Below are 13,118 nucleotides of genomic sequence, written 5' to 3' on the forward strand. Positions count from 1 at the left end.
TCTAGAGCCACACTTATTAACTAACCGGTTAGTATTACTACCGCATAGTAACTGACTAGTTAGTATGTTAAAGAAATAAATGAGTAGAAGCTGTCTTAATTATAGTAACTCTCCAACTTTTGCATGACCTTTTAATAAATTTCTTGCAATCGTTCTGCGCTGAATTTCATCTGTTCCTTCGAAAATGCGGTATAATCTTAATTCTCTATACCAGCGTTCAATCGGTAATTCCTTTGTATATCCCATTCCACCATGGATTTGAAGAACACGATCAACCACTTGATTTGCCATAATTGCGCCATTTAGTTTTGCCATAGATGATTGATGACGTGGATCCATACCATTTTCAGCCATCCATGCAGCTCTGAATACGATCCATTTTGCTGCTTCAATTTCAACTGCTGAGTCTGCAATCATCCATTGGATTGCTTGACGTTCTGCTATAGGTTTACCAAAAGTAACTCGTGTTTTTGAATAGTCGATGGCCATTTGCAATAAGCGTTCTGCAGCACCGATTGCACCAGCAGGAATCATATACCTTCCTTGACCTATCCACTGCATGCCTAAATTAAAACCTTGACCCAGTTCTCCTAAAATATTTTCTTCAGGAACACGAACGTTATCAAATACTAATGTTGCCGGTCCCCATTCGCCCATTGTGTAAATATATTCCGACTTCCAACCCATTTCTTTATCTACAAGGAAACAAGTTACTCCGCCATTCGCGCCTTTTTCTTTATCTGTCACTGCAAATACCATGGCAAAGTCTGCTTCATTTCCATTTGTAATAAATACTTTCTCACCATTTAACACCCAATGGTCGCCATCTTTAACCGCTCTCATTTGAATACCTCTTGCATCTGATCCTGCATCAGGTTCGGTTAAAGCAAAGCAAGAACGTCTTTCACCATTAATGGTAGGGATTAAATATTTCTGTTTCTGTTCCTCGTTACCTAAATAAAGGATATTATCAGCAGAACCACCAAAGTTGAACGGTACAAAAGTTCTTCCTAATTCCATTGCAATTAACACTGACATAATTGGTCCTAAATTTGCTCCACCGTATTCCTCAGGCGTATTAATGCCCCAAAATCCAATTGCCTTTGCCTTTTCTCTTAATTCTTTTATTTTTTCATTAGAGATACCAGGTCTGCCTTCCCTTTCATTTTTTAATACTTCTTGCTCCAAAGGCTTCAGTTCTTTATTCACAAAATCTCTAACTGTTTTTTGAATCATTTTTTGTTCATCATTTAGCGTAAAATCCATTAATAACATCTCCTTGTAAATGAAATTATTTGAGTACGAAATTGTTAAATAATATTCACAATTTTATAGAATACTCAGTTACAACACGTTATGAATCTAACAGTTTATATATGCGAGAAATTTTGAAGCGCTTTCATTTTATAAAATGAATGGTCTTTTAATAAAGATAAAAAAACCCAAAAGAATGAAATCTTTCGGGTTTCTTAACAGCTTTCGTATCAAATTATTTTTGTTCGAAGGTTTGGAAATTTGTTCTTTAAATACGTGTAAAAATTTATTTAAACTTCACAATCCAAGGTAATGTATCTTCACCAAAATCTGTCATTGTGTATAAGTAATTTCCTTTTTGCCACTTCGCTATTGTTCCAGTTTGCTCAGCATCGACATGTAAAGAACCATAATCTTTTGGTATCGGAAGCATGTTCGATTCTAAAAATTCGACTGTTTCCTTTGCTGTGTTCAAGCTTTCCTCAGCCTTTTCCGTCAATGACCGGGCAATAATTGCCCAACGCCCTTCATTCCAGCTTGTAAATAGAGAGCCTGCCCCGCCATCCTGGTAGCCTGTAATTCCGTGCCCTAAATCAACAGCTTGTCCACTATCGTAAAGAGTTTGATCAATTTCTTTACTCGCCAATTCCTTTGAATCATATTTGGTAATTGTTAATTGACCTGTATACGTGCCGCTTTGCTTTATAGCGTTATCATTTATTGCCAGTTTAGATGGAGTTTCATAGAAATTAAATGTTATGACATTATTATTTGTCGTTGTAATCGCAGTTAAATAGCTGTCCTTTGAAACAGGAAAGTCAGTTGGCATGTTGACATCCCAATTACTCGGAATAATACTTTGAAAATCTTCTGCCGTAGCAGTATTGCCTGCCGGTTGATTAGAAACTGTCCCCTCATTATTTGGAGAATTTGTTGTTTCTACTTCATTAGAATTTGTAACTGCTCCGGAATCCTGATCGGCTGTCGTGTTATTATTCGTCTCGTTACACGCTGCTAGAAGAAGAAAGCTTAAGACAAATGGGACATATTTTTTCAAGATCTCACTCCTCAAGTTTGGCTTGTATAAATTATCATACATGTTTCAAAATACATGTTCAAATTATGGATAGCACTTCACCCGTACAAAAAAGCGCTGATCCTAATAAAAGAATCGCGCGGTTTTTATATCAACGAGCTTAGTTGGGTTACGTAAGCTACGTTCTAGTGAAATCAATATATCTTGTTCCTTGGAAAGTTAACGTGCCGATATCCCCTTCTGCGAGCATACCATATTCCTTGCCTGAAACATGAAACTCAGACCGGTCACCACTCTCGAATTCAAATGTTATAAAGTACTTTGTAGAGGTACTGTGTGAGTGGTGGTTGTTATCATGATGGTGATGATTATGTCTCGTTACACTTGTTCGTTTAACTTTTACGATGGCCGGAACAGACAGGCGAGGTGAGTTCTCATTTTCCTTCCATTGTCTTAATCCACTGAATATATTGCCAATTATTAAAATAACTATGATAATAAAAATAAGTGCTATAAATATTGGTCCGAAGTTAAATAACCAATCCCCACTTCCTGGCATGTCATACATGATATTCCCCCTTGCTCTGATAACTAAATTATACGGATAAACTGGAAGAAAGTTTCAGATTGATGACATATATTTACCAAATAACTTCTAGAGCCCTATAACTACAGATTAAAAAACGAGCGCTGATTCACCTTACAGAATCGCCCCCGCCTACTTATACAATATTAAAATGAAGATAATCATACTAATGAAAACGTCGCAATTGGTTCATATTTCGGTGTGTTTTCAACATTCGATTTATAAAGGACGATTTCAGTGATTTGAAAAGATAAAGGCTTTGCTTTGAATGGGTTATGCGTGACTAAGTTGTCCACATTGAAATCTTCATTGCCTCCCCATTTTCGTGCCAATGTAATATGTGGATGATAAGGCCGTGTTTCTAGTGTAAACCCTTCATTTAGACAAGTTTGATGCACAATTTCCTGAAGTTTATACAAAGGGGCTGCTTCACTTACCGCTCCCCAAAATATACGAGGTGAACTTTGAGCCCCAAATACACCCAGGCCTTTAATGTCTAACATAAATGCTTTTTGATTTTGTATGGCGTTCCCAACTGATTTAATTACGGATGAAAGTTGCTGCGGATTTACAGCACCGAGAAAGGCAAGCGTTATATGATAATCATTTAAATCTACCCAACGCTTAAACTGGAATATTGGTTTACTTCGTGTGAGTTCCTCGTGAATAGTTTGTTTAATTCCATCCGGAATCCGAACCGCCCAAAAATAGTGCGCCACTCTCTCCATATTCTTTCACCTCTTTCTATAAAAGAATGGACATTATTATTAAAACTAATACAAAAATATCTTATCGACCGTATTTCCCTTAGATTCCTTCTGAAAGGCATATTTTAACTAACAAATACTGGCTTCAATCATCTCGATTTCGCCTTTTTTATTAACACTATCTTTCCCAAGTTCGCAGTTATCTTTTATTTCCCACGCAATGAAGTATTTATTATTTTTCAATTCAACAGATCGTATTTCAGTTTTACTATTATGGTTAAAATGATGATCCAAGACCATTTGTTTTGCTTCATCTTCAGATATGACATTTTGAATAGATGAACAGCCTGCTAATAAAAAGACTGCCAATATTAAATATATTTTAAAATAGATTTTTACACTTTTATGATTTTGCTGCCACATTTCATACACCCCTTTTATATTTCACTATTTTGTCAGTCTTTATAAAGAAGACGCATTCCTTATTAATGAACTACGCTTGTTGATTGTTAAATAAAAAATTCCTACTATATATTTTTCTCCTTCAGATTTATGGACTTTTAATGAAAATAAGCGCTGATCCTTACTACAGAATCGCGCTTGCTTTCAACCATCTCAACCTATCCACTTCTATTTTAAAATGGATTTATAGTTAACTTCTCTTTTCGTGAAACTGACGATGGAGTTGATGAACTTCCTCCGCTAGCTCTGGAACAGGACCATCGACAGTAATATCGTTAATAACCTCTTGAATGGAAAGATTCCTTACACGTGAAGGAGCTTGGCCCAATTCAGCTAGCCATTCTACCAATTGTTTAGAAGAACTTGCATAAACAATCCGGCCTAAACCAACCCAACCGTGTGCTGCAGCGCACATCGGACAATGTTCCCCGGAAGTATATACTGTCGCTTTGATTCTTTCTTCAGGTTTCATATTATTTGCTGCCCATCGCGCTATTGCAAATTCCGGATGTTGGGTATGGTCACCACCTGCCACGTGATTATGGTCTTCAAAAAGGACCTCTCCATCGGCGGAAACAAGTACTGAACCAAATGGCTCGTCACCTTTTTTAAGCGCAATTTTTGCTAATTCAACACAACGTTGTAAGTGCTTCAAATCTAGATTATTTATCATATTCGTATCCTCCTTATCCAGTAAGTAGAAACTTTTACAAACATAATTATAACAGAATTATCCGACTCCTTAAGTGAGTATTCATTCGTACTCTAATCCTTATTTTTTCAGACAAAATTCTACTGACCTTATCGATTAATGAATAATTGGCTATTTTAATACGGTCAATTTTCATTATACTAAGTATCATTACAGGAATGGAGGTTATTTACATGGTACAAGTTGGAACTGATCGAATAAAACGTGGAATGGCAGAGATGCAAAAGGGCGGCGTTATTATGGATGTCATTAACGCTGAACAGGCAAAAATTGCTGAAGCTGCAGGAGCAGTAGCTGTGATGGCGCTGGAACGTGTGCCCTCTGATATTCGGAAAGCTGGCGGTGTTGCCCGTATGGCGGATCCTCGAATTGTGGAAGAAGTGATGAATGCTGTTACGATTCCTGTTATGGCAAAAGCACGAATTGGTCACATTGTAGAAGCACGGGTTTTAGAGTCAATGGGTGTCGACTATATCGATGAAAGTGAAGTTTTAACACCGGCTGATGAAGAATACCATTTACTAAAGAGTGATTATACAGTGCCATTTGTTTGTGGTTGCCGTGACTTAGGAGAAGCAGCTCGACGTATTGGCGAAGGGGCTTCTATGCTCCGTACTAAAGGTGAACCGGGGACAGGCAACATTGTAGAAGCAGTTCGTCATCTTCGCAAAGTCAATGCTCAAGTACGTCGTGTTATAGGAATGAATGCGGACGAATTAATGACAGAGGCAAAAAATTTAGGAGCCCCATTCGAATTACTGTTGGAAATTAAACGTTTAGGACGTTTACCAGTTGTGAACTTTGCTGCGGGTGGCGTAGCTACACCTGCAGATGCCGCGTTAATGATGGAACTTGGTGCAGATGGTGTATTTGTTGGTTCCGGTATATTCAAATCAGAGAATCCTGAAAAATTCGCGCGTGCCATTGTGGAAGCAACAACACATTATAAAGACTACAAACTGATTGCTGAAATTTCGAAGGAACTTGGAACTCCGATGAAAGGAATTGAAATAGCTACACTGAATGTTAATGAACGGATGCAGGAGCGTGGCTGGTAGTATGGCAAAAATAGGAGTACTTGCATTACAAGGTGCAGTAGGTGAGCATATGAATCAGATTAAACTTCTTGATCATGAAGCTGTGGAAGTAAAAACAGGCAATGATTTATGTGGTATTGATGGTCTTATTTTGCCTGGTGGAGAAAGTACAGCTATCGGTAAGCTTATAGAACGCAATGACTTATTAGCACCTATACAAGCATTGGCACAGCAAGGGATTCCCATGTTCGGGACATGTGCCGGTCTCATACTATTGGCAAAAAAGATTAAGGGTTCCATTACCCCTCACCTTTGTTTAATGGATGTTGAAGTAGAAAGAAATTCTTTCGGCCGACAAGTAGACAGTTTTGAAGTTGCTTTAGCAATTCCATCAATTGGTGATGACATATCAGCAGTTTTTATTCGAGCTCCGCATATTGTAACCATTGGTGAACAGGTCGAAATACTTGCTACATATGAAGAACGGATTGTATTAGCTAGAGATGGACAATTTTTAGGCTGCTCTTTTCATCCCGAACTGACGGATGATGTTCGAATACTTCAATATTTTATTGGTATGGTAAATGAATTTACAAAGGTTCCTAGATAAATTAAAAAAGAAGCACAATTCAGTGCTTCTTTTTTATGCTGGATTATTTATTTAAGCCTTTTTCATGTATTCGATAAATCATAGCTGCCATTTGTGCTCTAGTTGTAGGATTATTCGGACCAAATCGGCTTGCATTATAGCCGGCCATAATTCCTTCTTGTTTCATCGTTTCAATCGCAACAAATGCCCAAAAATTTTGTTCCACATCTTTAAATGAATTTACACGATTATTTACAGTTTGACTATAAAATCCGGCGTTATAAAAGATTTGAGCCATTTGCGCTCTAGTTAAAAAAGTATTTGGTGAAAAACGTTCATTACCGATACCATTAATTATTTTATGTTGTGCTACTAAAAGAATAGATTCTGAAGCCCAAAAGCTCTTAACTACATCACTAAAGTAGATGTTTTTATTTGTTGACGTCAATGCTAAAAAGTTACTTATAATAGCAGCTGCTTGAGCTCTTGTTATCGAATGGTTTGGTTTATATGTACCATCAGGATAGCCAGAGATCCAACCTTTTTCAGTTAAGAATAGAATCTGTTCTTCAGCCCAATGACCATCTATATCTTTTAATTTCCTATCATCATATTGATATAAATCATATTCGTCCATGATGGAGCCTACTTTATTTCGATAGTATTCCCCACCCAAATGGATATAGCCGGCATTGGCAATATCGAATAAATATTCTTTGGAAGCTCGCTCATAGCACCATCCCTTTTTCCTTCTTTCTTCATAATTGGTTTTTGCGAAACGATACCTTTCGTTTAACAACAAGTTCCCTGCTAAATAATTTACCGCTTCTTTATAGGAAGTAAAAGCACGATACCAGTTATCTCTTCTTTTGCTTTCATCATATATTTTACGGTCTTTTCCGTAATCGATTAGAACAGGTACCGGTTCATAATCTTCATCAGGTTGTCCCTTCAGCTGCCAGGCGTTCTTCGGATTATATCCCCAAACCTTTATCCCGAAAAGATTATTTGCATTCACTGCTATTCTTGTTGTTCCATAGCCGCTTTCCAGAATGGCCATTCCAATGATCGCACTAGCAGGGATTCCCCACTTTTCATTTGCTCTCATTGCATATGTATAAATTTCATTAATAAAGTCTTCCTTCATTTTGGTTGAAAGAAATTCGTATGTAGATAAATAGGCGTTACTATTTTTTCCTGACTTCTCATCTTCATAAGGTAAAGGATTCACGCTGTTTGCACTCGAGTTCAACGGGCCACTATTTAAAACTAGTAAAGAAAGTAAAATTAATAGTAATACTCTGATTAATTTTATCAAATTTGCAACTCCTTTATTATTCAAATAATAGACTTAAACACTATCATGATAGCAGTTTTTTATTAGATCTAGTGCATAAAATCTCATTTTATTACTACTAATTCATGGTTGTAGTTTCAAAAGTCATCTTTATAACATTCCCAAAGCGGTGCTTGGGAGTATTGCTAAACATAACCTTGTAATTGCATTCGTTATTCAACAATCGGGCGCGATTTCTCAATAAGAAGGTAGCGTTTTTCCTATAAGGCCATATGTAGAATAAGCCCAGCCAATTTTATAGCAACAATAGAAATAAAAAAGAAATGGTACAGTACCATTTCTTTAAACTATAAAATTTATAATACATAACCTTCATACTCAATTTCTTCAATTACGAGTACACCTGATTCACCCTGGACAAATTTATAGGTCACATCATACCCTACATCTGTATCATCTTCTTTTGCAGTCCGATGCTCATACACCAAATAACTGCCGTCTTCTTGCACTTCAATTTGGTTCACATTAGATTCCACGAGTTCTACAAATGTCGCTGTGTTTATTAAACGTTCCATCCAGTCTTGCACGACCATTTCCCCTTCACTATTTGATGCGAAGTAAGAAGAAATCATAGATGGATCTTGTCCATTAATCGCCCGAGCAAAATCTTCCGCAAATGAATGAACTATTTTTCGTAAAGCTGAGTCCGTTTCTTCATCAATGGTTGTTACGACTTCTTCATTTGATACTGCAGCTGAAATATCCTTAGTATTATCCGTGTTTTTTTGTCCACTTTCTTCCAGAATTTCTTCTGTTAAAATACGATACTCATTGTAAGGGTCATTTTCCGTAATTTTAAATATTAGATCAAATAGTTGATTCGCGATTTGTTCATTATCTGAAAAAATGAACATCCCACTATGATATAAAAATCTTAATAATTCATAGTGCTTTTCATCATATTTATTAGAAAGGCCAATAAGCGCATCGACCCTTAATTCGCGATTATTCTCATTTATAAAAGTCTCAATTTCATATTCGTTCGGAACAACTGCCCCAATATCTGCAAAAAATGAGAAATCACTTACATGTTTAAAATCAGATGTTGAAAAAGTAAATTTGTTGAAATAGGGTGATAAATCCTTTGTATCATCAAAGTCCCTTAAAAAAGCCTCGATATAGTTTATTAAATCCGCTTTCGTTTCTTCTAATGTAACTGCGGACTGGTTATTAAATTTTTTGATCGTATCAATTTCTTCTTCACTAATTAAATTTGATTGGTGGGATAGACCATTGGAAAATTGTTTCAATACAATTCCATTAGAATTAATAATAGCTATCGAATTATAGGCTAATAGTACATTTACAGCTATCGCCTCATTGGAATCTGGAAAGTCCTGCAATGTCAGCTGTAAATATTTTTTGGCTAGCCCCCAATCTTCACGATTAATTGCTTCAACTGCTTTTTTATAAGGTTCTACATCTACTTCTGCAACCGTTTCGGCTGCCGATGCGTGCTCAACTTTTTTCTGATCTACGGGGCTTTCGTCATTCGAACAGCCTGCTAACAATACAAGTAATAATACGCTAAACCACTTCATCATTTTGTCCCCTCATTCTTCCATAACTTTACCTGTTTAATAGATAGGATAATGTCTTTTGATGCATTAAATATTTTTTGATAACTAAATTCTTTTAATAAAATTGTAAAGCACTTGCCAAATCTACTATTTCTTTGCTAAACGCTGAATTACTGCGTAAGATAAAGGACAAGTAATTGTCCTTTATCTCTTATTCAATAGTGTTTCTTTTATAATGTTACACAAAATAGGAAGTGCGAATTAGTTTGCTAATTGCACTTCCAAAACCATTGTTATTTGCGATTTTCTCCATTTGTTTCGAACCAGTTAGATAATGTCTCTTGCTTTTTATAATTTTATACTGTTTTAAATTCAAAGTTATTCTTTGACTCGCTCTTCTGTAAATAGGGTCTGGTTTTACAAGTTCTAATCCTCAGAACCGGTTAACAGCTCTAATAAATCTTTCTCTTTTTCGGTTAGTACTGTAATTAAACGCCCCAGTATATAATTTCTACGAACTGTTCTTGATTCATCATCCGCTTTGCCCTCTATTATGAAGATATCCCCACTTTTTCGTACCATGACGTACTGCATCCACGGCTCGTCTTTCCAATAATGGAATGAGTAGATACCTTGTATATTAGTCACTATCATTTCAATTTTTTCCTTTGATTTTACATCCCGTAATAGGTCTATTAAAAACATACGTATTTCTCTGTAGTCTAAATCTAATCCCATATCGTAGGCTTTTTTTAGACTAATATCTTTTTCAAGTTTTGGATATCCTAAAGTCATTATCTCTACCCCTTTTACATAAATTTAGTGTGCTACTTTTATAGAATTTATTACTTTTATTATCTTATACTTAATAGACATTGTATATGTGTTTACCGTTGGGTCCCATAAAGCCGTCAGCAATCGCCAACGTCTTTGAACTGATATTTGTTTGGGTATAAAATATTGGAAATTATTCCTAATAATTAAGACAAAAAACGAGGATTAGATTTCGTTAAACTTTTGCCCATTTTACTGTTAGGAGTATTCCCAAAACCAACAGATGAATCAAGGGTAGAACTTTGTAAATGTCTAGGTATAACTTTGTCCTTAAAATAGCTATTAAGTTTCTCCAACATTTCAGGAAATACAACGTATGAGTTTTCATTCGTCACATCATTTGGGTTATATATACGTACTTCTCTTCTTTTCTCTATATAAAAAAAATCTGTTACCTGATTAATTGAAACACCGTATTCCATTGCTAATTGTTTTACTGATTTCCAATTTTGCGACTCTTTTAAAAGCCATTCCTGCGTTTTTTTATTAATTAAAGATATATTCTCTCCCCATTTGGCATGCCTCTTTAAAAAAGTATACACATCATCTGTAGGAAAGTGGAACTTTTTTGCAAAATCTTCATAACTCATATAACTACTACAAAACTCTTTTATCTCTGAAAGTTTTCCTTCATCCAAAGCTACATTTTCTCCCAACGATAACCTAGGTGTGTCCAAATTCAAAAATTCCTTTGGCATATAATACTTAGCTAAGTCTTTCCCTAATATGTTTACAGGGACGTTATAAAATTCAGCAAGCTCTATTACGCGAGTTCGTTTCTTAAATTCGTATTCTATTAGATAATTCTCAACATTTGGTCCGATATGAAGGGGACCTAACGCTCTCTCTTTGTCGTTTTCCATGACAATAATATTTTTATAAAAACCTAACTCCCCCATATTTATATATTTGTGAATAACAAAGTTAACTTCCTCGCTAGGATAACCATACTTTTTGGAAATCGAATAAGGTGAATTATATAGCATTTCAAGTTCATTTATTTTATTTTCTTGTATTAGTTTGCCTTTTAATATTTCATCTTTTTCGAATAAGTCGTAAAAACTCACTAAAGCACCCCCATTTATCAATTATTTTACACTAATAAACCTAATTCTTTCTTTTTGGGTATAAAAAAGCGGAATTTTATTAATGAAAGAGGAATAGAAAGGTTATTCACCGGGCTAGTTTATATTATATTGTAAAAACATATAAAAGGAATATAATTGAATAATAAGTACTATTTGTTTATTCACAGTATTTTAATAAAGTAGATGGGAATGAGTAACGATGGGATTACTATTGGCAATTATAGTTATAATTGGAATAATTTTTACGGTTTTTGATATTAATCAGAAGGATAAAATAAAGAGAGAGCATGGAAAAAAGGAGATAAAAATAAATAAATTAATATGGGAGTTAAATGATTTCGTTGTATCTCAAAAGTTAGTAACACCACATTTGGAAAAAGCTATTTGCATAGATGAAACAAATAAAAAAATAGGTATTATTGATTCAGCTTCAGATAAGAAGTATATCTTTGAGTACAGAGATATTTTAGAGTCTGAAATTATTGAAGATGGTAATACTGTGTCTAATACATCACGTACATCCCAAATAGGAGGTGCAATAATAGGCGGTGTTTTAGCTGGCGGTGTAGGAGCGATAATTGGTGGATTATCTGGTGAGAGTACATCACAACAAGAAATAAAAAGAGTTGATTTAAAAATAGTTGTGGATAATACAACCAATCCAGTACATATCATTAACTTCCTATTTGAACCCATTGGGATCAAGAAGAGTAGTTATAAATATAAAGAAGCGAGTAAGGAAATTACTCATTGGCATAGTTTAATTAGTGTAATCATTAGACAAGCCGAAGATATAAAGAATACCGAAGCTAGAAATGAAAATTCTACAGTATATTCTACATCTATAGTGGAAGAATTAAGAAAGCTATCAGAATTGTTAAGTGATGGTGCAATTACAGATAGTGAATATAATCAAATTAAAGCAACAATCTTATCGAAAAATATGAAGTAGTTTTGTTAAGACCATTACCTATGAGGTAGTGGTCTTAACTATTTCCTTAAGTTGGAGGGGGGATTTACAGGAAACTACAGCAATACGATGCTCATAGACCAAGTAACTGCTGTCTTCTTGCACTTCAATTTGGTTCACATTGGATTCTACGAGTTCTTTTCTTCCCCGACATTCTATTAACCCCTCTTTATGCAATATCATCGAACAAACTGTACTCTACTACATAAACAAACACCTGTTTAATTCAGTGCTATGATGCAGTATTTACACATATTTTTCTAAAGGAAACCACCCCACACTGCTTACAAGAGTTAACTGAGCCTGTTGTTAACAGATAACTGTTTAAAAGTTTTTATTCAGAGTTTCTTCTATTATATATTGTTCTGCTCCTTTAATAAAATCGGATGCTGGAGATACTCTTACCAACCTGTTCTTCAGAATAACCAATATACCGTAAAGTTGTCCTTTGACTGGAATGATTAAAGATCTCCATAAGTGTAGCAATATCCTTGGTCTCATTATAATAGATGTGGCCAAACGTCTTCCTCATAGTATGGGTTCCAATAGAATGGTTCCCAACCAAATCGCCTGCAGCAGTTAAAATTCGATATGCTTGTGTTGTTGATATATGGTGCATACCGTATTCCTCTTTTTGGCTCGGAAACAGGCATTTACAATTTTCAGGTAAAATTTCTATATATTCTGCTATGTCAGCCATAAGCGTATTTAAATGCACAGTCCGTTTCTTTTTCGTTTTTCCTTCTCTAATATCAAACTTGGTTTTGCCACGAACTGTTTCTACTTCAAGGGCAACTAAGTCACCGCAACGAAGGCCAGTGCTTATTCCCACTTTAAATAACAATTGATTCCTTAAGCCATGAGCACTCATGCCTAAAGCTTCTATAAATTCCCAACGTTCTTCCATGGTTTTAATTGGTTGAACATCGATAAGCATCCCCTTTTTGGATTTTAAGTTGGCCATGT

At 35.3% G+C, this 13,118-nt stretch carries 14 protein-coding genes; 3 read left to right on the plus strand and 11 right to left on the minus strand.

The window, feature by feature from the left end:
- Window positions 1–99 precede the first annotated feature (99 nt).
- The 6 genes from MHB58_RS11105 to MHB58_RS11130 all read right to left on the minus strand — a co-directional run bounded on the left by MHB58_RS11105 (window position 100) and on the right by MHB58_RS11130 (window position 4,718).
- Window positions 100–1,266 carry an acyl-CoA dehydrogenase family protein gene (locus tag MHB58_RS11105; protein WP_008404007.1) on the minus strand — a complete coding sequence of 389 codons (1,167 nt, stop codon included), beginning with the start codon at window positions 1,264–1,266 and terminating at the stop codon, window positions 100–102.
- Between the two features lie 274 nt (window positions 1,267–1,540).
- On the minus strand, window positions 1,541–2,311 hold the full coding sequence (locus MHB58_RS11110; RefSeq protein ID WP_340735200.1) for a hypothetical protein: 771 nt from the start codon (window positions 2,309–2,311) through the stop codon (window positions 1,541–1,543).
- 157 nt (window positions 2,312–2,468) lie between these two features.
- The gene (locus tag MHB58_RS11115; protein ID WP_340735201.1) at window positions 2,469–2,858 is read right to left on the minus strand and encodes a DUF2500 domain-containing protein; all 390 of its coding nucleotides are present in this window, start codon (window positions 2,856–2,858) and stop codon (window positions 2,469–2,471) included.
- Window positions 2,859–3,037: 179 nt separating this feature from the next.
- A complete protein-coding gene (thpR, locus tag MHB58_RS11120; protein WP_340735202.1) occupies window positions 3,038–3,604 on the minus strand; it encodes an RNA 2',3'-cyclic phosphodiesterase in 567 nt (188 codons plus the stop codon).
- A gap of 108 nt (window positions 3,605–3,712) precedes the next feature.
- Entirely contained in the window at window positions 3,713–4,006 is a 294-nt protein-coding gene (locus tag MHB58_RS11125) for a hypothetical protein (protein ID WP_065215795.1), read from the minus strand.
- Window positions 4,007–4,235: 229 nt separating this feature from the next.
- A complete protein-coding gene (locus MHB58_RS11130; RefSeq protein ID WP_340735203.1) occupies window positions 4,236–4,718 on the minus strand; it encodes a nucleoside deaminase in 483 nt (160 codons plus the stop codon).
- Window positions 4,719–4,930: 212 nt separating this feature from the next.
- Here MHB58_RS11130 and pdxS point away from each other — a divergent pair, with 212 nt between their 5' ends.
- Both pdxS and pdxT read left to right on the plus strand, forming a co-directional pair.
- Window positions 4,931–5,815, plus strand: coding sequence for a pyridoxal 5'-phosphate synthase lyase subunit PdxS (gene pdxS, locus MHB58_RS11135; protein WP_340735204.1), 885 nt, complete (start codon window positions 4,931–4,933; stop codon window positions 5,813–5,815).
- A 1-nt stretch (window position 5,816) separates the two neighbouring features.
- Window positions 5,817–6,404 carry a pyridoxal 5'-phosphate synthase glutaminase subunit PdxT gene (gene pdxT, locus MHB58_RS11140; RefSeq protein WP_065215792.1) on the plus strand — a complete coding sequence of 196 codons (588 nt, stop codon included), beginning with the start codon at window positions 5,817–5,819 and terminating at the stop codon, window positions 6,402–6,404.
- A 43-nt stretch (window positions 6,405–6,447) separates the two neighbouring features.
- Here the strand turns inward: pdxT and MHB58_RS11145 are convergent, their stop codons facing one another.
- The 4 genes from MHB58_RS11145 to MHB58_RS11160 form a co-directional block, all read right to left on the minus strand.
- On the minus strand, window positions 6,448–7,701 hold the full coding sequence (locus MHB58_RS11145) for an S-layer homology domain-containing protein (protein WP_340735205.1): 1,254 nt from the start codon (window positions 7,699–7,701) through the stop codon (window positions 6,448–6,450).
- 335 nt (window positions 7,702–8,036) lie between these two features.
- Window positions 8,037–9,284 carry a TcaA NTF2-like domain-containing protein gene (locus tag MHB58_RS11150; RefSeq protein WP_340735206.1) on the minus strand — a complete coding sequence of 416 codons (1,248 nt, stop codon included), beginning with the start codon at window positions 9,282–9,284 and terminating at the stop codon, window positions 8,037–8,039.
- A 402-nt stretch (window positions 9,285–9,686) separates the two neighbouring features.
- Window positions 9,687–10,055: a hypothetical protein gene (locus MHB58_RS11155; RefSeq protein WP_340735207.1), complete on the minus strand. Its 369-nt coding sequence runs from the start codon at window positions 10,053–10,055 to the stop codon at window positions 9,687–9,689.
- A gap of 185 nt (window positions 10,056–10,240) precedes the next feature.
- A complete protein-coding gene (locus MHB58_RS11160; protein ID WP_340735208.1) occupies window positions 10,241–11,161 on the minus strand; it encodes a hypothetical protein in 921 nt (306 codons plus the stop codon).
- Window positions 11,162–11,381: 220 nt separating this feature from the next.
- Between MHB58_RS11160 and MHB58_RS11165 the strand changes: the two genes are divergently transcribed.
- A complete protein-coding gene (locus tag MHB58_RS11165) occupies window positions 11,382–12,134 on the plus strand; it encodes an SHOCT domain-containing protein (RefSeq protein WP_340735209.1) in 753 nt (250 codons plus the stop codon).
- A gap of 391 nt (window positions 12,135–12,525) precedes the next feature.
- Here MHB58_RS11165 and MHB58_RS11170 read toward each other — a convergent pair whose 3' ends face one another.
- Window positions 12,526–13,116 carry a tyrosine-type recombinase/integrase gene (locus tag MHB58_RS11170; RefSeq protein ID WP_340735210.1) on the minus strand — a complete coding sequence of 197 codons (591 nt, stop codon included), beginning with the start codon at window positions 13,114–13,116 and terminating at the stop codon, window positions 12,526–12,528.
- Window positions 13,117–13,118 lie beyond the last annotated feature (2 nt).

This window comes from Solibacillus sp. FSL K6-1554 (assembly GCF_038005185.1).
Lineage (GTDB): Bacteria > Bacillota > Bacilli > Bacillales_A > Planococcaceae > Solibacillus > Solibacillus silvestris.